The sequence below is a fragment of the Prauserella endophytica genome, assembly GCF_005146945.1.
GTDB classification, from domain to species: Bacteria; Actinomycetota; Actinomycetes; order Mycobacteriales; family Pseudonocardiaceae; genus Prauserella_A; species Prauserella_A endophytica.
Window position 1 is genome coordinate 1 of sequence record NZ_SWMS01000026.1, and the last position, 19,020, is coordinate 19,020.

The 19,020-nt window shown below is 72.8% G+C and carries 19 protein-coding genes; 14 read left to right on the forward strand and 5 right to left on the reverse strand.

Annotation, left to right across the window (positions count from 1 at the left end; translation table 11 throughout):
• Positions 1 to 192: 192 nt before the first annotated feature.
• A complete protein-coding gene (gene polX / locus FCN18_RS31460) occupies positions 193 to 1,923 on the forward strand; it encodes a DNA polymerase/3'-5' exonuclease PolX (protein WP_137096786.1) in 1,731 nt (576 codons plus the stop codon).
• Here the strand turns inward: polX and FCN18_RS31465 are convergent.
• Positions 1,903 to 2,328, reverse strand: a complete 426-nt coding sequence (locus tag FCN18_RS31465; RefSeq protein ID WP_137096787.1) for a MarR family winged helix-turn-helix transcriptional regulator — start codon at positions 2,326 to 2,328, stop codon at positions 1,903 to 1,905. The genes polX and FCN18_RS31465 overlap by 21 nt on opposite strands.
• Positions 2,329 to 2,430: 102 nt before the next feature.
• Here FCN18_RS31465 and FCN18_RS31470 point away from each other — a divergent pair, with 102 nt between their 5' ends.
• The 4 genes from FCN18_RS31470 (at position 2,431) to FCN18_RS31485 (ending at position 6,373) form a co-directional block, all read left to right on the forward strand.
• Entirely contained in the window at positions 2,431 to 3,339 is a 909-nt protein-coding gene (locus tag FCN18_RS31470) for an SDR family NAD(P)-dependent oxidoreductase (RefSeq protein ID WP_137096788.1), read from the forward strand.
• 14 nt (positions 3,340 to 3,353) lie between these two features.
• Positions 3,354 to 4,232, forward strand: coding sequence for an amidohydrolase family protein (locus FCN18_RS31475; RefSeq protein ID WP_113644019.1), 879 nt, complete (start codon positions 3,354 to 3,356; stop codon positions 4,230 to 4,232).
• Positions 4,229 to 4,687 (forward strand): MaoC family dehydratase, encoded by a 459-nt coding sequence (locus tag FCN18_RS31480; RefSeq protein ID WP_137096789.1) that lies wholly within the window; start codon positions 4,229 to 4,231, stop codon positions 4,685 to 4,687. Before FCN18_RS31475 ends, FCN18_RS31480 begins: the two co-directional genes overlap by 4 nt.
• A gap of 135 nt (positions 4,688 to 4,822) precedes the next feature.
• A complete protein-coding gene (locus FCN18_RS31485; RefSeq protein ID WP_137096790.1) occupies positions 4,823 to 6,373 on the forward strand; it encodes an AMP-binding protein in 1,551 nt (516 codons plus the stop codon).
• A gap of 6 nt (positions 6,374 to 6,379) precedes the next feature.
• Here the strand turns inward: FCN18_RS31485 and FCN18_RS31490 are convergent, their stop codons facing one another.
• Positions 6,380 to 7,132 carry a maleylpyruvate isomerase family mycothiol-dependent enzyme gene (locus FCN18_RS31490; protein WP_113644020.1) on the reverse strand — a complete coding sequence of 251 codons (753 nt, stop codon included), beginning with the start codon at positions 7,130 to 7,132 and terminating at the stop codon, positions 6,380 to 6,382.
• A 36-nt stretch (positions 7,133 to 7,168) separates the two neighbouring features.
• A complete protein-coding gene (locus FCN18_RS31495) occupies positions 7,169 to 8,110 on the reverse strand; it encodes an AraC family transcriptional regulator (RefSeq protein ID WP_112267272.1) in 942 nt (313 codons plus the stop codon).
• A 117-nt stretch (positions 8,111 to 8,227) separates the two neighbouring features.
• Here FCN18_RS31495 and FCN18_RS31500 point away from each other — a divergent pair, with 117 nt between their 5' ends.
• The gene (locus FCN18_RS31500) at positions 8,228 to 9,334 is read left to right on the forward strand and encodes an MBL fold metallo-hydrolase (RefSeq protein ID WP_137096791.1); all 1,107 of its coding nucleotides are present in this window, start codon (positions 8,228 to 8,230) and stop codon (positions 9,332 to 9,334) included.
• A gap of 63 nt (positions 9,335 to 9,397) precedes the next feature.
• Positions 9,398 to 10,534: a CapA family protein gene (locus FCN18_RS31505; RefSeq protein ID WP_137096792.1), complete on the forward strand. Its 1,137-nt coding sequence runs from the start codon at positions 9,398 to 9,400 to the stop codon at positions 10,532 to 10,534.
• Here the strand turns inward: FCN18_RS31505 and FCN18_RS31510 are convergent.
• Positions 10,488 to 11,417 carry a LysR substrate-binding domain-containing protein gene (locus tag FCN18_RS31510; RefSeq protein ID WP_112267266.1) on the reverse strand — a complete coding sequence of 310 codons (930 nt, stop codon included), beginning with the start codon at positions 11,415 to 11,417 and terminating at the stop codon, positions 10,488 to 10,490. The two genes, FCN18_RS31505 and FCN18_RS31510, sit on opposite strands and share 47 nt — an antisense overlap.
• Before the next feature lie 71 nt (positions 11,418 to 11,488).
• Here FCN18_RS31510 and FCN18_RS31515 point away from each other — a divergent pair, with 71 nt between their 5' ends.
• The 5 genes from FCN18_RS31515 to FCN18_RS31535 all read left to right on the forward strand — a co-directional run bounded on the left by FCN18_RS31515 (position 11,489) and on the right by FCN18_RS31535 (position 16,246).
• Complete coding sequence (locus FCN18_RS31515) at positions 11,489 to 12,436, forward strand: threonine ammonia-lyase (protein WP_112267264.1); 948 nt, start codon at positions 11,489 to 11,491, stop codon at positions 12,434 to 12,436.
• 20 nt (positions 12,437 to 12,456) lie between these two features.
• Positions 12,457 to 12,972 (forward strand): PH domain-containing protein, encoded by a 516-nt coding sequence (locus tag FCN18_RS31520; RefSeq protein ID WP_228714228.1) that lies wholly within the window; start codon positions 12,457 to 12,459, stop codon positions 12,970 to 12,972.
• Complete coding sequence (locus tag FCN18_RS31525; RefSeq protein ID WP_137096793.1) at positions 12,969 to 14,474, forward strand: PH domain-containing protein; 1,506 nt, start codon at positions 12,969 to 12,971, stop codon at positions 14,472 to 14,474. The genes FCN18_RS31520 and FCN18_RS31525 overlap by 4 nt, the downstream gene beginning before the upstream one ends.
• 10 nt (positions 14,475 to 14,484) lie before the next feature.
• On the forward strand, positions 14,485 to 15,513 hold the full coding sequence (locus FCN18_RS31530) for an aminotransferase class V-fold PLP-dependent enzyme (protein WP_112267260.1): 1,029 nt from the start codon (positions 14,485 to 14,487) through the stop codon (positions 15,511 to 15,513).
• A gap of 73 nt (positions 15,514 to 15,586) precedes the next feature.
• A complete protein-coding gene (locus FCN18_RS31535) occupies positions 15,587 to 16,246 on the forward strand; it encodes a hypothetical protein (protein WP_407675805.1) in 660 nt (219 codons plus the stop codon).
• Between the two features lie 129 nt (positions 16,247 to 16,375).
• Here FCN18_RS31535 and FCN18_RS31540 read toward each other — a convergent pair whose 3' ends face one another.
• Complete coding sequence (locus tag FCN18_RS31540) at positions 16,376 to 17,323, reverse strand: ferritin-like domain-containing protein (RefSeq protein ID WP_228714230.1); 948 nt, start codon at positions 17,321 to 17,323, stop codon at positions 16,376 to 16,378.
• 100 nt (positions 17,324 to 17,423) lie between these two features.
• Between FCN18_RS31540 and rimP the strand changes: the two genes are divergently transcribed.
• Entirely contained in the window at positions 17,424 to 17,963 is a 540-nt protein-coding gene (rimP, locus tag FCN18_RS31545; RefSeq protein WP_112267259.1) for a ribosome maturation factor RimP, read from the forward strand.
• Positions 17,960 to 19,009: a transcription termination factor NusA gene (nusA, locus tag FCN18_RS31550; RefSeq protein WP_112267257.1), complete on the forward strand. Its 1,050-nt coding sequence runs from the start codon at positions 17,960 to 17,962 to the stop codon at positions 19,007 to 19,009. Before rimP ends, nusA begins: the two co-directional genes overlap by 4 nt.
• Positions 19,010 to 19,020: the final 11 nt, after the last annotated feature.

A 19,020-nucleotide genomic window follows, 5' to 3' on the forward strand; every position in this document is an offset into this window, starting at 1 on the left:
CCTACCACGCCATCCAAGCCGACCTCGCCAACCTCACCACTTGACCTCTATAGGAGCATCCTTCACTGCGTGGAATCGGGCACAGCGGCGCGCAGCGTCTCCGTCTGGGCGGTGGAGGGAGACGGGCGGGCGCAGGCAAGGTGGCCTTCACTGCAGCGGGCCCTAGCGAGTGCGGCTGGGTAGGCTGGGCGCATGGCTCGGCCGAACGACGAGGTCGAAGACCTGTTCCAGGAGTACGCCGACCTCCTCTCCATCACCGGCGGCGACGCGTTCAAGGTGCGCTCGTACGAGAAGGCCGCGCGCGCGATCGGCGGGCACCACGAGGACGTGTCCACGCTCGACGCGAAGGCGCTGCGGGCCATTCCCGGTGTCGGCAAGTCCATCGCCGACAAGGTCGCCGAGTACTTCGCCACCGGCAGCGTGCGCGCCGTGGAGGAGGCCAGGGCGAAGATCCCCGACGGCGTCCGCAGGCTCGTCGCCATCCCGACTCTTGGCCCGAAGAAGGCCGCTGCGCTCTACCACGACCTCGGCATCTCCTCGGTCGACGAACTCGTCGCCGCTATCCACGGCGAGCGGCTGCGCGGGCTCAAGGGGTTCGGCCTGCGCACGGAGGAGAACATCCTGCGCGGGGTGGAGCTGCTGCGGCAGTCGGGCGGACGGGTGCTGCTCGACGCCGCCCTCGCGGTCGCCGACGAGATCGTCGCCGTGCTCTCGGCCGTGCCGGGCTGCGAGCGGTGCGAGCACGCCGGGTCGCTGCGCCGGTTCCGGGAGACCATCGGCGACGTCGATGTGCTCGCCGCCGCCCATGACTCGGCTCCGCTGATGCGCGCGTTCCGCGAGCTGCCGCTGGTGGCCGAGGTGATCGTGGCGGGGGAGAAGAAGACCTCCATCCGCACCGCCGAGGGGCTCCAGGTCGACCTGCGCGTAGTGCCCCCCAGCGCGTGGGGCGCGGCACTGCAGTACTTCACCGGCTCGCAGGCCCACAACGTGCGCACCCGCGTGCTGGCCGTGCACGCCGGGCTCAAGCTCTCCGAGTACGGCCTGTTCGACGCCGCCTCCGGTGAGCTGATCGTGTCCGAGACCGAGGACGAGGTGTACGACCGCCTCGGCCTGCCGTGGATCCCGCCCACGCTGCGCGAGGACCGGGGCGAGATCGAGGCCGCCCAGCGCGGCGAGCTGCCGGAGCTGGTGACCGAGACGGATCTGCTCGGCGACCTGCACACCCACACCGACCTCACCGACGGTGTCGCCTCGCTGGAGGACATGGTGCGGGCGGCGGCCGCGCGCGGCTACGCCTACTACGCGATCACCGACCACGCGCCGGACATGGCCATGCAGCGCATGTCGGACGAGAAGATCCTCGCCCAGCGAGAGCGGGTGCGGAAGCTCGACGGCACGGTCGCGGGGATGCGCCTGCTGCACGGCACCGAGCTGAACATCGGTCCCGACGGCGAGGTGGACTGGCCGGAGTCGTTCCTGCGCGGCTTCGACCTCTGCGTCGCCTCGATCCACTCCCACTTCACGCAGGACCGCGCGACGATCACGCGGCGGCTGGTGCGGGCGGCCGAGAACCCGTGCGTGCACGTCATCGGCCACCCCACCACGCGCCTCATCGGCAGGCGAGGGCCCGTCGACGTCGACCTCGCCGAGGTGTTCCGGGCGTGTGCCCGCACCGGCACCGCGCTGGAGATCAATTCGGCGCCCGACCGGCTCGACCTTCGCGACGAGGACATTCTGCTCGCCAAGCGCTTCGGGGTGCGGTTCGCCATCAACAGCGACGCGCACGCGGTGCACCATCTCGGCTTCGTGCGCTACGGCGCCGGCACGGCGCAGCGCGGCTGGCTCACGAAGGACGACGTGATCAACACCTGGCCGCTGGAGCGGCTGCGGGAGTTCCTCGGCTCAGCGCAGGCGCAGCAGTAGTTCCTCCAGCGTGCGCCTCTCGGCCGGGCCGAGGTCCGCGAGGAGCTCGTCGTCAACACCGCGGGCCAGCTTCCGCGTCTCGGCGAGTGTGCGGGCGCCCTCCTCGGTGACCACGACGAGGCGGGTCCGCCGGTCCTCCGGATGCGGGTCCCGCCGCACGAGGCCCTTCCGCTGCAGGTCGTCGACGAGCGCGACCACCGCGCTCGGGTCGGCGCCGAGCACCAGCCCCAGCTCGCGCTGGGAGAGCCCACCGTGCTCGGCCGAGGCGGACAGCACCGTGTAGTGCCTGCTGCGCAGGCCGTACGGCTCCAGCGCGCGGTTGAGGTTGCGAATCGCCCGGCCGCCCGCACGCGCGAGCAGGTAGCCGATCCGGCCCGACGGAACGGGCGGAGGTTCCTGCGTCATCTCCTGCTCCCCGGTCAGTTGGCAAAGACAACCATTGACAAACATAACAGTTAATGAGTACACCTTTATATCAGGAAACCTGACATCAAGGAGGCGTCAACGATGGACCTGACCGGGAAGGTCGCGATCGTGACCGGCAGTGGTCGCGGGCTCGGTCTCGCCTACGCCAAGGAACTCGCCGCGGCGGGTGCGCGCGTCGTGGTCAACGACGTGGACGCCGCGACCGCCGAGGCCGCCGTCAAGGAGCTCACCGAGGCGGGCGGCACGGCCGTGGCCGAGGTCGCCGCCGTCGGCGGCACCGAGGCCGCCGAGGCGCTGGTCTCACGTGCGGTCTCCGAGTTCGGCAGGCTCGACATCCTCGTCACCAACGCGGGCGTGCTGCGGGACAAGGTGCTCTGGAAGATGTCGGACGACGACTTCGACACGGTGATCAACGTCCATCTGCGCGGCACCTTCACCTGCGCGCGAGCGGCGGTGCGACGCATGCGCGAACAGGGCGAGGGTGGGCGGCTCGTGCTCGTCGGCTCGCCCGCGGGTCAGCGCGGCAATTTCGGCCAGACCAACTACTCCGCCGCCAAGGCCGGCATCGCCGCGTTCGCCAGGACCTGGTCGATGGAGCTCGCGCGCGCCGGGATCACCGTCAACGCCGTCATCCCCGTCGCCGCCACCGCCATGACGGAGACCACCCCCGCGCTCAAGGGCTACGTCGACGCGATGCGCGCCGGGGAGCCGATGCCGCGCTTCGCCCGGCAGGCGCTCGCCTTCGGCAGCCCCGAGGACGCGGCTGGCCTCGTCGCGTTCCTCGCCTCGGACGCCGCGAAGGACGTCACCGGCCAGTGCATCGGTATCGGCGGCGACCGGCTCTCGTTGTGGTCACATCCGAAGCTTCTCGCCTCGGCCTACGCCGACGGCGGCTGGAGCGCCGACGCGATCGCGCTGGCGTGGCCCACCACGGTCGGCGCCGAACCGGAGAGCGTCGGCGAGAAACTGCCCGAACCGCCCTCACAGTGAGCAGAGTGAACACCATGGACCACACGAAGCTCGACGCCATCGACGTTCACGTGCACGTGGAGACCGACGTGCACGGGCACCTCTCCCTGCCGGACGACTTCCTGGAGGCCTCGGCCAAGTACTTCTCGGCCGACCACCGGGCGCCGACCCTGCCGGAGATCGCCACGCACTACCGCGAGCGCAACATCGGCGCCGTCGTCTTCACCGTCGACATCGAGGCCGCAACCGGCCACCCGCCGCTGTCGAACGAGGAGATCGCCCGTGCCGCGGCCGAGCACGCGGACGTGCTCATCCCGTTCGCGAGCGTAGACCCGGCGAAGGGCGCGGCGGGCGCGCGGCGATTCCGCGAGCTGGTGACGGGCCACGGGATGCGCGGCATCAAGTTCCACCCGAGTCTGCAGGACTTCGCGCCCAACGACGGCAGCGCCTACCCGCTGCTGGAGGTGGCGCAGGAACTCGGCGTGCCCGCGCTGTTCCACACTGGACAGACAGGCATCGGCGCCGGGATGCGCGGTGGGGGAGGGATCAAGCTCGGGCTGTCGAACCCGATGCTGCTCGACGAGGTGGCCGTGGCGTTTCCCGATCTGACGATCATCATGGCCCACCCCTCGTTTCCGTGGCAGGACGAGGCGCTGGCCGTCGCCACGCACAAACCGAACGTCTACATCGACCTGTCCGGCTGGTCGCCCAAGTACTTCCCGCCGCAGCTCGTGCGCTACGCCAACAGCCTGCTGCAGGACAAGGTGCTCTTCGGCTCCGACTACCCGCTCATCACGCCGGACCGGTGGCTGGCCGACTTCGGCAAGCTCGACATCAAACCGCACGTGCGGCCCAAGATTCTCAAGGACAACGCCGTGCGCGCGCTCGGCCTGGAGGAGGAACGACGACTGTGAAGACTCTGAAGGTCACGTTCGACGAGGTCGCCAAGCTGGCCGGAACCGAGCTCGGGGTCAGCGACTGGATCGAGGTCGGCCAGGACCGCATCGACACGTTCGCCGACGCGACCGGCGACCACCAGTGGATCCACGTGGACGCCGAGAAGGCCAAGGAGGGTCCGTTCGGCGGCACGATCGCGCACGGGTACCTCACGCTCTCGCTGATCATTCCACTGTGGACCGATCTGCTCGAGGTGGAGGGCGTGACCACGAAGGTCAACTACGGGCTCAACAAGGTCCGCTTCCCCTCGCCCGTTCGCGCGGGCTCGCGAGTGCGCCTGTCGGCGAAGCTCGCCGACGTGGAGGAGGTGGCGGGCAACGGCCTGCAGCTGACCGTCGACGTCGTGGTCGGGATCGAGAACGGCGACAAGCCCGCCTGCGTCGCCCAGCTGGTGTTCCGCTTCTACGCCTGACCACCCGCGAGTCCCCCGCTCCCGACCGCGAGTTCCCCGCTCCCGACCGCGAGTTCCCCGCTCCCGACCGCGAGTTCCCCGTTCAGGACCGCGAGTTCTGCGTTCCCGACACCCCCGGCTCGACGAGGAGTCACCTTGATCTACCGCAGTCCCCTTCCCGATGTGGAGATCCCCGGCGGCACGCTCACCGAGCTGGTGCTCGGCACGGCCGGGCGCCACGGCGACAAGCCCGCTCTCGTCGACGGCGTGACGGGGGAGACGCTCACCTACGCCGAGCTGGCCGAGGGCGCCGAGGCGGGCGCGGGCGGGCTCGCCGCCCTCGGCGTGGGCCCCGGCGACGTCGTCGGCCTGCTCAGCCACAACCAGCCGCGCTACGCGCTCGCGGTGCACGCCGCCCTCGGCGCGGGCGCGGCGGTGACGCCGATGAACCCCGTGCTCACGGCAGGCGAGATCGGCAAGCAGCTGCGAGCCTCGCGCGCGAAGGTGCTCGTCACGGCGGAGCCCGTCGCGGAAAAGGCCGCCGACGTCGCCCGCGAGCACGGCATCGAGCACGTCTACGTTCTCGGCGAGCACGAGCGTGCCCGCCCCTTCGCGGAGCTGCTCGCCGGGGGCAACGCCGCACCGCGGCTCGACCTCGACCCGGAAACGGCCGTGGCCGTGCTGCCGTTCTCCAGCGGCACCACGGGCGCCGCCAAGGGCGTGCGGCTGACCCACCGCAACCTCGTCGCCAACCTCGTGCAGACGCGGGCGGGCTGGCGGGTCGGGCCCGGCGACGTGCAGGCCGCCGTGCTGCCGTTCTTCCACATCTACGGCTTCACGATCATCCTGCACTCCGGGCTGCTCGGCGGCGCGACCGTGCTGACACTCCCGAGGTTCGAGCCGGACGCCTACCTCGCGGCGCTCGCCGAGCACCGCGTCACCCGCGCCTACTTCGCGCCTCCGATGGTGCTGGCGCTGGCGAACGCGCCGGACGTGGAGAACTACGACCTCTCCGCGCTGCGGTACGCCTTCTGCGGCGCCGCCCCGCTCGACGTCGAGGTCACCGAGCGCGCCGAGCGACGACTCGGCTGCCGCATCCGCCAGGGCTACGGCATGACCGAGGCGAGCCCCGGCACCCACCAGGTGTACGACGACGCCTTCGCCACCACCCCGGCGGGCAGCGTCGGCAGGCTGTCTCCGAACACCGAGGCGCGGCTCGTGCAGCCGGGCACCGACACCGACGTCGCACCAGGCGAGGACGGCGAGCTGCTCGTGCGCGGGCCGCAGGTGATGCTCGGCTACCTCGACAACCCCGAGGCCACCGCGAGCACCATCACCGACGGCTGGCTGCACACCGGCGACATCGCCCGCGTCGACGACGACGGCGTGTTCTGGATCGTCGACCGGCTCAAGGAGCTGATCAAGTACAAGGGCTACCAGGTGGCCCCGGCGGAGCTGGAAGCCGTGCTGCTGAGCCATCCCGGCGTGCTCGACGCCGCCGTGGTGGGCGTGCCGCACGCGGAGGGCGGCGAGGCCCCGAAGGCGTTCGTCGTGGCGCGTCGGGGGGTGGAGGCCGACGACGTGCTCCGCTGGGTCGCCGAGCGGGTCGCCCCGTACAAGAAGGTGCGGGCGCTCGAGTTCGTGGACACCATCCCCAAGTCGCCGACGGGCAAGATCCTGCGCCGCGTGCTCAAGGAACGCGGCTGAGGAGTCTCACCACCGGATGGCGTGGATCTGCGGCCACTTCTCCACGACCGTGTCGTCGCCGGTGACCTCCAGCCCGCGCAGCGGCGCCCGGTTCCACAGCGAGAGGTACAGCAGCTCGGCCGGTCCGCGCACCGTGCTGTCGGCACTGTCCTCGGGCTCGGCACGGGTCACCACCGCGCGCTCGGTGCTGATCCGCGCCGTCCAGTGGTCGCCGGTGTCGGTGGCGTGGACGTGCAGCGTGCGCGGCGGGTCGAGGCGCAGCCGCCGCGAGCGCACGCCGAAGCAGGCGAGCAGCTCGTCGACGCCGTCGGCGGCCAGGCCCGGGTCCACCGGGGTCACCGCGCCCGCCGCCGACTCCACGTCCACGCGGTGAACCGTCGTCTCATGGGCCTGGCGGCGCGCCCAGTGGGCGAGCGGGGACGCGGCCTTGAGGAAGGTCCAGCACTGCAGATCCTCCGGTGCCGCGCGCAACGCGGCGACGAGCGCGGCGTGCCCGTCGCGGAACCACGGCACCAGCTCCTCGTCGCCGGGAAGCTCGTCGACGATGTCCTCGGCGTTGGCGAGCGGGAGCGGCTCGGTGCGGCCGGTCGCGACGAACGTGGTGGCCCAGCGGTGCACGCCGCCGGTGTGCCGCAGCACGTCCCGCACCCGCCAGCCGGGACAGGGCGGCACGTCGGCGTCGAGACCCGTGCGTTCCGCGGTGTCGGCGAGCCTGGTGCCCGCTTCGTCGAGCGCGCTGATCCACGAGGCCACGTCCATGATCGGCAGTATGGCACCGGGCACCGACTTTCCCGCTCAGCCGACGGAGCTCACCGTGCTGTCGCGATGCTGCTGCGGGCTGACGCCGCGGACCCGCTTGAACGCCGTGCTGAGCGCGAAGGCGCTGCCGTAGCCCACCTTGCGGGCCACCGCGTCGACGGTCGTGTCCGGCTCGCGTAGCAGGTCGGCGGCCAGCGCAAGCCGCCAGCCCGTCAGGTACGCCATGGGCGACTCGCCCACGAGCTCGGTGAACCGCCGCGCCAGCACCGCCCGCGACACGCCCGTCTTCGCCGCCAGCGTGGCGACCGTCCACGGCAGCGCGGGGTTGTCGTGCAGCAGCCGGAGCGCGTGGCCGACCACCGGGTCGCTGTGCGCGTGGTACCAGGCACTTCCCGCCGCGTCCGCACGGGCGAGATGCGTCCGCAGCGCCGTGATGACGAGCAGGTCCAGCAGCCGGTCCAGCACCACGGTCTGCCCCGGCTCCTCCCGGCCGATCTCGGCCGCCAGCAACGGGACCAGCGGCGACTCCCACTCCGCGTGCGGCAGCACCAGGCGCTCCGGCAACGCCGCGAGCAGCCGCCGGCTGATCGCCCCCGGCAGCTCGTAGGCGCCGACGAGCAGCGTCGTGTCACCCCCGGTGCCCCACGTGCGCACCCCGAGCCGCAGCACCTCACACAGTTCCTCGCCGTCCGGCGTCGTGCAGCGCTGCCCGGGATGCACGATCACCGTCGGCTCGGTGGCCGGGTCGTCGGCGACCGTGTACGGCTCCGGCCCGCGCACCAGGGCGATGTCGTTCTCCCGCAGCCGCACCGCCTCGCCGTCGCCGGGCACGAGCCACGCCTCGCCCGTCGCCACCGCGACGAGCGTGAGCGGCGACCGGTCCCGCACGTGGATCGACCACGGCGGGTCGAGCAGTGCCCTCAGCACGAAGGCGCCGTGTGCCCTCGGCCCGTCGAGCAGGCGGCCCAGCGCGTCCATGGGATCGAGAGTAGCCGGGGGGCGAGGGTAGCGGCGGAAGTCGTGACCGGGCAGCGGCCGGAACACCTCGCGCCGATCACGCGTTGATTCCGGCAGGCGAGGGGAAAGGACTGGCACATGGCGAGGATCCGCGCGGTGGTGGCCGCGGGAGTGGGCACGTTCGTCGCGGTGGGAACGGCGCTGGCCGCCCGAGGGGTACTTCCGGCGCTCGGCGGCCGTCCGGTGGCGGAGTCGCTGCTGGACTCGCCGCAGTACCGCGACGGCGCGTTCCGCAACACCGCTCCGCCGCGCTGGCTGCCGCCCGGCAGCGGCAAGGCCGCGCTGCGCGAGTTCCTCTTCGGCGGGCGGCAGCGGCGCCCGGCAGGCACCGTGCCGCTGCTGGCCGCGGACGGCACCCCACCCCCGGAGGGGCTGCACCTCACGTGGTTCGGCCACGCCTCGACGCTCGTCGAGCTCGACGGAGTGCGGGTGCTGCTCGATCCGTTGTGGAGCGACCGCGCGTCACCGTCGCGGCTGCTCGGCCCGCGCCGTCTGCACCCGGTGCCGCACCGGCTCGAGGACCTGCCCCGGCTCGACGCCATCGTGATCTCTCATGACCATTACGACCACCTCGACATGCCCACGGTGCGCAGGCTCACGAGGTTGCAGGACGCGCCATTCGTCGTTCCGCTGGGCGTCGGGGCCCACCTGCGGCGCTGGCGGGTGCCCGAGTCCCGCATCGTCGAGCTCGACTGGGGAGGTGAGACCGAGGTGGCGGGCGTGCGGCTGGTCGCCACGCCTGCCCAGCACTTCTCCGGACGGGGCTTCAAGCGCAACAACACGCTGTGGGCCTCGTGGACGATCGCCGGGCCCCGGCACCGGGTCTTCTACAGCGGCGACACCGGTTACTTCCCCGGCTTCGCCGACATCGGGCGCGAGCACGGCCCGTTCGACGCGACGCTCATCCAGATCGGCGCCTACGCACCCAGCTGGCCCGACATCCACATGCTCCCGGAGGAAGGGGTCGCGGCCCACGTCGACGTGCGCGGCGGGTTGCTCGTCCCGGTGCACTGGGGCACGTTCAACCTGGCCCCGCACGGCTGGACCGACCCGGTGGACCGGGCGTGGAAGGAAGCCAAGGCACGGGGAGTGACCATGGCGATCCCACGTCCTGGGGAGCGGATCGACGTCGCCGCCCAGCGAGGCGCCCAGCAGGTCGAGGCCTGGTGGCAGACGCTCACCTGACCACGTCCTGATCACGCGGGGTAACCGGGCAGGATGGCGACGCCGTCCCCGAAAGGCTGATCGATGATGCGTCGTGCCGCGTGTGCGGTACTGGGCGTGGCGCTCGTGGCAGGCGCCTGCAGCTCCCCGCCCGCCGAGCAGAAGCCCGTCCAGCCGTCACCGGAGGCGAGCGCGCCGCCGTCGACGAGTGCGCGGCCGGAGTCGTTCAGCGTCGTCGCCACCGGTGACGTGCTCATCCACCCGCCGCTGACCGACCAGGCCGCCGCCGAGGCGGGCGGGGAAGCCGACGACTTCGACTACGGACCGCTCTTCGAGGGCGTGCGACCGCTCGTGTCCGGCGCCGACCTCGCCCTGTGCCACCTGGAGGTGCCGCTCTCCCTTGACGGTGGCCCCTACAGCGGCTACCCACAGTTCAGCTCGCCGCCCGAGCTGGCGGGCGACCTCGCCGACGTCGGCTACGACGGCTGCTCCACGGCCTCCAACCACGTCCTCGACCAGGGCGAGGAGGGCGTCACGCACACGCTCGACGCGCTCGACGAGGCCGGGCTGCGGCACACGGGCTCCGCCCGCACCGAGCGGGAGGCCGCGACCCCGCTCGTCTACGACGTCGGGGGCGTCAAGGTCGGCCACGTCTCGTTCACGTTCGGCTTCAACGGCTTCGAGCTGCCCGACGGCAAGCCGTGGATGTCGAACCCGCTCGACGCCGAGGCCGTGACCGAGGCCGCGCGCGCCGCCCGCGAGGCCGGCGCCGAGGTGGTGCTCGCGAGCCTGCACTGGGGCGAGGAGTACGTCCACGATCCGACACAGGAGCAGCGGGAGCTGGCCGAACAGCTGCTCACCGGCGGCTCCGTCGACCTGATCCTCGGCCACCACGCCCACGTCGTGCAGCCCATCGAGCGCATCGGCGACAAGTGGGTCGCCTACGGCCACGGCAACTCGGTGGCCCGGCACGAGGAACCGAAGGGCGTGTCCGAGGAGGGCATCGCGTCGCGGTTCGAGTTCACGCGCGAGGACGGGACCTGGCGGGTCACCTCCGCCGAGTACGTCCCGACGCTCGTGGAGCTGGGCCCTCCGATCCGGCTCACCGACCTCACCGCCGCCGCGCCGGACGCCCGCCGCGCCGAGGCGCTGCGGCGCACCGACGAGATCGTGCTCAGCCGGGGCGCCGCCGGCGAGGGGCTGACCCGCCCGGGGCGCTGACCCGCTCCACCAGCAACTCCAGCAGCTGCTCGACGGCTGGTGAGGTGCTGCCCGCGCGCGTGGTCGCGTGCACCTCCCGCGCCAGCCGCGTCGGCCTGGCCACCTCGAGGAACGTCACGCCCTGCGTCGGCACCGCCGCCGGCTCCGGCACCAGCGCGACGCCGAAGTCCGCGGCCACGAGGGTCCGCATCGTGTCGAAGTTGTCCGTGCGGAAACCGACCTTCGGCTCGAACCCCGCCGCCCGGCACGTCAGCTCCACCACCGCCTGGAAACCGGCGACCGGACGGGGAGCTATCCACCGCGCGCCCGCGTAGTCACGCAGCCGCACCGGGCTCTCGTCGCCGGGGCGCAGGCTCGGGGGCACGGCGAGCAGCAGCCGTTCGCTGCGCAGCGGCGTCTGCCGCAGCCCGCGCAGGTCCGGCTTGGGCAGCTGGGCGTACTGGTGCGTCACGGCAAGGTCCACCTCGCCCGCGCGCACGGCCGGCACGGCCTCCTCGGGCTCCAGCTCCACGAACGTCAGCTCCACTCCGGGATGGCGCCGCTGGAACGCGCCCAGCGCCGGGACGGTGAAACCGGCCGCCGTGCCGAACACCGACACCCGCAACCTGCCGCCGCGCAGACCCGCCACGGACAGCAGCGCCTGCTCCGCACTGTCCAGTTCGGACAGAACCCGGTCGGCGTGCTCCGCCAGCACCCGGCCAGCCTCGGTGAGCCGCACGCTGCGGGCGCCGCGTTCGAGCAGCCGCACGCCGGTCTGCCGCTCCAGCGCGGCGAGCTGCTGCGACGCCGCCGCGGCCGTGCGGCCGTCCCGCTGCGCCGCACCGGCGATGGAGCCGGTTCTCGCGACATCGCGCAGCAGCCGTAGCCGACGAGGATCGAGCACAACGAAAGCTTACGCTCAGCCGTAGAAGCCCGCCCTGGTAGCGACCCTGCCGCCGGGCGCAGGCTGAGCACATGGCACATCGTGAGGTACGCACCCCGGTTCCGCAGGACGTCGAGCGCGCGTGGGAGATCGTCCGCGCGACGTTGCCGCCGACCCCGCTCGTGACTGCGCCGGCCGGTCCCGCGCTCAAGCTGGAGACCATGCAGCCCACCGGCTCGTTCAAGGTGCGTGGCGCGCTCACCGCGCTGGCCGGTGCCGGGCAGGACGACCACGTGGTCACCGCCTCGGCCGGCAACCACGGGCTCGGCGTCGCGTTCGCCGCCACGCGGCTGGGCAGGCGCGCCACCGTCGTGGTGCCCGGCAACGCCTCACCCGCGAAGGTCGCCGCCCTGCGGGCCTTCGACGTCGAGCTGGTGCGCACCGGATCCTCCTACGCCGAGGCGGAGGCACACGCGCTGGAACTCGCCGCCCGCGGCGCCCGGTACGTGTCCCCGTACAACGACCCCGACGTGATCGCCGGCCAGGGCACGCTCGGCCACGAGCTGGCCACGCAGACCTCCGGCCCGCTCACGGTCGTCTGCGCCGTCGGCGGTGGCGGGCTGATCTCCGGCATCGGGCTGTGGGCGGCCGGCCGCGACGACGTCCGGCTCGTCGGCGTCGAGTCCGCCGCCGCTCCCTCCATGGCGGCGGCCGTGCGCGCGGGCCACCAGGTGCCGATCGAGGTCGGTCCCACGCTCGCCGACGGCATCGCCGCGAACCTCGAACCGGGCTCGGTGACGATCGACCTCGTCGCCAAGCACGTCGACGAGCTGCTTACCGTCACCGAGCCCGAACTGCACGCGGCGCTGCGGCACCTCGCGAGCGCGCACGGCCTCGTCGCCGAGGGCGCGGGCGCCGCCGCGCTCGCCGCGGTGCTGGCCGGGAAGGTCCACACGGAGCACCCGGTCGTGGTCGTGGTGTCGGGCCGCAACATCGCACTCCCAGCACTGGCGGAGGTGCTAACCTCCAGCCACTCGTAGGGGGAACCGGGAGGAATCGGGTGTCGGGGACGTCTCAGGGGGAGGGCGCCCGGCTGCGGCTGCGCCCTCCGCGCAATCAGGTCGACCGCAGGGCCGTGGCGTGGTGGCGCGCCGGAATCCTCGTGTTCTGGGCGGTTCCCGTGCTGGTGCTCGTGGTGCTCGGCATCCTGCTGCCGGGAGCGCGGTTCTGGTTGCTCGCTCCCGCGGTGGCGATCATGGTGGTGATCGTGCCGCTCGCGATCGGCATGCCGCTGTGGTGGTACCGCGTGCACCGCTGGGAGGTCACCGACGAGGCCGTCTACACCCGCACGGGCGCGGTGTGGCAGGAGTGGCGCGTGGCGCCGATGTCGCGCATCCAGACCGTGGACACCCAGCGCGGGCCGCTGGAGCAGTACTTCGGGCTGGCGACCGTCACGGTCACCACCGCATCGGCCAAGGGCGCCGTGAAGATCCCCGGTCTGGACCACGAGCTGGCCTCGGACCTCGTGCGGCAGCTGACCGAGACCACGCACGCGACACCCGGTGATGCCACGTGACGACCTCCGAGGTCGCCTGGCAACGGCTCGACCGGCGCACCGTCATCGTCAACACCCTCAACGCCGCGGGCGTGTGCGTCGTCGCCGGGGTGCCGACCGGTATCGGTGTCGGCGGCGCGACCTCGCCCCGGCTCGCGTTGGCCATAATCGTGCCGGCCGCGCTGCTGATCGTCGGCGTGGTGGCGCTCGCCGACCACCTGCGCTGGCACAAGACCCGCTACCGCGTGCTGACCGACCGCGTCGAGCTGCACAAGGGCATCCTCGTGCGCTCGCGCCGCTCGCTCTCCCGCGAGCGCATCCGCAGCGTCGACCTCACCGCGAACCTGTTGCTGCGGTTCTTCGGCCTGGTGACCGTCAAGATCGGTACGGGCGAGCAGACCGGAACGGGAACCTCGCTGGCGCTGTACCCGGTGAGCAAGGCCGAGGGGGAGCGGCTGCGGACGGAGCTGCTCGACCGCACCCCCTCCGGGACAGGGGACGGTCGCCGCAACGGTGTGCTTGCGGCCATCGACCTCGGCTGGGTCCGCTTCGCGCCGATGTCCTTCGTGACGCCCACGCTCGGCGTCGCGGCGTTCGGCGCCGTGCTCCAGGTGGCCGAATGGTTCGGCCTGCAGGAGGGCGTGATCACCTGGACGATCGACCGGATGCGGGACCTGCCGCTGGTGGCGGCCATCCTCGTGCTCGTGGTGATCGGCATGGTCGTCGGCGTCATCGGCGCGACCGGGCTGTTCGTGGAGATGTGGTGGCAGTACCGCCTCGAACGGGAACCCGGCGGCACCCTGCGGGTGCGCAGGGGACTGCTCACGTCCCGCTCCATCTCGCTGGAGGAGCGGCGGCTGCGCGGCGTCGAGCTCGTCGAGCCGCTCGGCAACCGGCTCGTGGGCGCGGCCAGGGTCGACGCCGTCGCGACGGGCCTGGCGAAGCAGAAGGAGAGCGAGAAGACCGACCACAAGACCCTGCTGCCCTCGGCGCCGAGGCACGTGGCGGACCGTGTGGCGGCGGAGGTTCTGCGTGAGGACGTGTCGCCGACCTCGGCGGTCCGGCTGCGGCCGCACCCGGTCGCGGCGCGCGGCAGGCGGATCCGCTGGGGCCTCGCGTGCGTCGCCGCGGTGGTGGCGCCGCTGCTCGTGCTGGGCTGGCTGCTCTCGGTGGAGGTGCTGCTGCACCTGGCGTGGATCTGCGCGGTCGTGCTCGTCCCGGTCGCCGTCGTGCTCGCGATCGACGCCTACCGCAACCTCGGCCACGGTCTCACCGGCGACTACCTCGTCGCACGCAGCGGCACGGTGCGCCGGGGCACGGTCGCGCTGCAACGCCGCGGGGTGATCGGCTGGACGGCCCGGCAGTCGATCTTCCAGCGCCGCAAGGGCCTGCTGACCCTCACGGCGACCACCGCGGCCGGCACGGGCGCCTACTCGGTCCACGACGTCGGCGAGAGCGACGGGCTCGCCTTCGCCGAGTCGGCCGTTCCCGATCTCTTCGGTCCCTTCCTCGAACGCGGCTAGTGTCGGTGGCATGCGGCATGCCTTCGACGCGGACTTCGACGTCCCGCCCGGTTACCTCAACACGCCCAGCATCGGCATCCCACCAGCCCACGTCGCCGACGCCGTCGCCGAAACGGTCGCGCGCTGGCGGACCGGCGCGGACGCGCCGCCCGACTTCGACGCCGCCGTGCACACCTCGCGGGAGGGGTTCGCGACGCTCACCGGCGTGCCAGCCGACCGGGTCGCCATCGGCGGGAGCGTGTCGCAGGCGATCTCGGTGGTCGCCGCGGGCCTTCCGGACGGCGCCAGTGTGCTCGTGGCCGAGCAGGAGTTCACGAGCGTCACCTTCCCGTTCGCGGCGCATCGGCACCGCGGCGTCACCGTTCGGGAGGTTCCCCTCGCCGACCTTCCGTCCACAGTGGAGGGACACGATCTCGTCGCCGTGAGCGTGGCGCAGTCGGCGGACGGCGCCCTGGTGGACCTCGCCGCGCTGCGCGACTCCGCCGCGTCCGCCGGTGTCCCCGTGCTGCTCGACGTGACCCAGGCGGCGGGCTGGCTGCCGCTGGAACTGGAGTGGGCCGACTGGGTTGTCGGTGGTTCGTACAAATGGCTGCTCGCGCCGCGAGGGGCCGCGTGGCTCGCCGTGCACCCGCGCGTGCTGGAGCGCGGCGTGCCCGTCGCCGCCAACTGGTACGCGGGCGAGGACCCCTGGCAGGCCGTCTACGGGCTGCCCCTGCGGCTCGCCGAGGGCCCGCGCCGCTACGACCTCTCCCCGGCCTGGCTCTGCTTCGCCGGTGCCGCGGTGTCGCTGCGGTACCTCACCTCGCTCGACCGCAAGGCCGTCCACGCCCACTGCACGGGACTCGCCGACCGTCTCCGGTCCGGGCTCGGCCTGCCGCCCGCCGGCAGCGCCATCGTCGCACTGGCCGTGGAGAACGCGGGGCCGCGCCTGAGCGAGGCGGGGGTGAGGGCGAGCCTGCGAGCGGGCCGGATTCGCGTCGGTTTCCACCTCTACAACACCGTCGAGGACGTCGAGCGGGTGCTGGACGCTCTGGCGTGACGCGCGTCGACTACCGTCCGGTTGCGTGGCTGGACAGCAGCGGTACAACCCCGGAGTGAGCGACACCGCGCCGATGGGCGCGGTCCGGCAGCAGTATCCGCCGCCACCACCCCAGCGGCAACTCCGGCAGTCTCCGCAGCAGCCGAGCCGTGGCGGAGGGCCGAGCAGGCTGCTGCGGGGCGCGGGCCTGGTCGCCGTCGCGCTCGTGGCCGGGCTCGTGTGGTGGTTCGTCCGCTCGCCGGGGGAGGAGCCGCCGCCCACCGAACCGACGCAGGCGGCCGAGGACCCGCTCACCAGCGGCGAGTTCGACTACACCACCGTCGCGGGCCCCGAGGTGTCGGATGACTGCGCCGGCAACTCCTACGGCGACGTCGCGGACTGGTTCGCCGACCACCCGTGCGAGCAGGTGTCCCGCGCGCTCTACACCACGGAGAGCGGCGACGCCCGCGCGCTCGTGTCCGTGGTGGTGGTGACCATGCCCGACGCAGGCGGGGCGCAACAGCTCAAGGCCGTCACCGACACCGACGGCACGGGCAACGTCAACGACCTCGTCCGCGACGAGACGGTGTCGCTGCCCGGTGCGCCGAACGTCGCGCAGGGCGAGTACGAGTCCCGCGCCGAGGGCACCGAGGTGACCATCGTGGAGGCGGCCTTCTACGCCGACCACACCGACGACGAGCTGCTGGCGCGCATCGGCACCGACGCCCTCCGGCTGGCCGACGCCCACGCCTGACCCACCCACCAGGCCCGCCCGAATGCAGTGAAGGCCACCTTCACTGCGTTGAGCGCAGGCATGGTGGCCTTCACTGCGTTGAAACAGCACCGCGGCGCGGAGTAGGGGCAGGCCGGTGCCGGGGTGGGGTCACGTGCGGCCGGGCAGGGCCACCGCGGCGGGCTGCTCGCCCGCCTCCATCCGCCAGCTCGTGCAGCGGGTGGCGGAGCCGATCAGGGCCTGGGTGGCGAGTCTGCGCAGCGCGGCGTCGTCGGTGCGCTCCAGCACGCCGTGCCACGCCGAGGCCGCGTCGGTCTCGGCCGTGACGACCAGCCTGGTCGCCGACGCCTCGTCGGTCACCGGCTCCGGCGGCGGGTAGGCGGGCTCGGGCGGTCGTGGGTCGGCGCCCGCGCCGGTGAGCACCCGCTCGCACGCGTCGCGGCGGTCGCGGTGCGCGGCGGCGCCCGCGCCGAGGCCCTTCTCGAAGTCGGCGGGCAGGAACGCGCTCACGAGCCCGTACACCCACACGGCCGCGTGCTCGGCCGCGAGCGCCTGCTGCAGCGCGTCCACCGCCTCGGCAGGAAGCGACCCGGTCGACGGCCGCTCCACCTCGCCCGGTTGCCCGGCCCCCAGCTCGGGCGCCAGCTGCTGCACGGCGGCGCAGCCCGCCGCGACCGAGCCGACCAGGCCCGCGCGGTACGCCGGCAACCCCGGCACCAGCCCGGCGGCCCGCTCGCGCGCGTCCGCGAGGCGCCGCGCCAGCGCCGCGACGTCGGCCACGCTCCGCGACGGCGGGGTGCTCTGCTCTGGCCTCGGCTTGTTGAGCCGGTCTACCTCGGTGCGCAGCGCGTCGGCCTGCGTCGTCCTCGCCGTGGCCACCTGGCGGGCGAGCTCGGCGACGCCGGGGTCCGATCCGGCGAGCGCGCTCGCCGCGGCGGCGTCGGCCTCGGCCTGCTCGAGGAGGGGCAGCAGCGGGTCGGGGCTGTCGTCGTAACCGGTGTCGCAGGCGGAGGCGGTGGCCGCCACGGGGATCGCCAGGGCGGCCAGCGCCGCGCCACGCAGAAGGGCACGCCGGTTCAGCGGGGCACGGGAGGTCACGGTGAGCCATCCTGCCAGGCGGTGCCTGCTGGTCGGCGAGACCCGGCCCCGGCACGATAAGCTGGACCACCACTTCGAATAGGACAACAGGAGCATCACGGTGCCCAACGAACTCGCCAGCCGGCTGGAGCCCGTCGTGGCCGAGGCCGTCACGGCCGCGGGTTTCGATCTCGACGCGCTCGACGTGCAGCAGGCAGGCAGGCGCAAGCTGGTCAAGGTCGTCGTCGACGGCGACGACGGGGTCGGCCTCGACGAGGTCGCCGAGGTCAGCAGGGCGGTCTCCGCGGTGCTCGACGCCCACGACCACCTGATCGCGGGCGCGTACACCCTCGAGGTCACCTCACCGGGCGTCGACCGCCCACTCACCTCCCGGCGCCACTGGCGCCGCGCGAAGTTCCGCCTCGTCCGCGTCACTCCCACGGAGGGCGCCGAGTTCGTCGGCAGAGTCGGCGAGGCGGGGGAGAACTCGGCGCGGGTGCTCGTCGACGGGACCGTCCGCGACGTCCGCTACGCCGACGTGGCCAAGGCGGTCATCGAGATCGAGTTCAAGCAACCCCCGGCGGAGGAGCTCAAGCTGCTGGAAGCCGACGCCTGCGGCAAGATCGACGAGAACGCGGGACCGAAGGAGGAGTCGAGGTGAACGTCGACATCGCGGCGTTGCGCGCGATCGAACGCGACAAGGACATCCCCTTCGACACGGTGCTGGAGGCGATCGAGACCGCCCTCCTCACGGCGTACAAGCACACCGAGGGCCACCAGCCCCACGCCAAGATCGACATCGACCGCAAGACCGGCTACGTCCGCGTGCTCGCGCGCACCCTCGACGAGAACGGTGAGGTCGCCGAGGAGTGGGACGACACGCCCGAGGGCTTCGGCCGGATCGCCGCCACCACCGCGCGGCAGGTGATCCTGCAGCGGCTCCGGGACGCCGAGCACGAGAAGACCTACGGCGAGTTCTCCGCGAAGGAGGGCGAGATCGTCGCCGGCGTGATCCAGCGTGACGCGCGCGCCAACGCCCGCGGCATGGTGATCGTCCAGGTCGGTGACACCGAGGGCGTGCTGCCCGCCGCCGAGCAGGTGCCCGGCGAGTCCTACCAGCACGGCAGCCGGATCAAGGCCTACGTGGTCGGGGTGTCGCGCAGCGCGCGGGGCCCGCAGATCACGTTGTCGCGCACGCACCCGAACCTCGTCCGCAAGCTGTTCGCGCTCGAGGTCCCCGAGATCGCCGACGGCACGGTGGAGATCGCGGCCGTGGCACGTGAGGCGGGGCACCGGTCGAAGATCGCCGTCCGGTCGACCGTCCCCGGCGTCAACGCCAAGGGCGCGTGCATCGGTCCGGTGGGCGCGCGTGTGCGCAACGTCATGAGCGAGCTCGGTGGTGAGAAGATCGACATCATCGACCACTCCGACGACCCGGCCCGCTTCGTCGGGAATGCGCTCTCGCCCGCGAAGGTTGTGTCGGTCAAGGTCGTGGACGAGCGCGCCAAGACGGCGCGGGTCGTCGTCCCCGACTTCCAGTTGTCCCTGGCCATCGGCAAGGAAGGGCAGAACGCGCGCCTCGCCGCGCGGCTGACCGGATGGCGGATCGACATCCGCAGCGACGCGGCTCCGGAGGCGGGCGCCGGCCAGCGGCCGGTCACGCCGGACGAGTCGCCACACGCGGCGGCAACCGGTTCGGCTGAGTGACAGGCCACGGG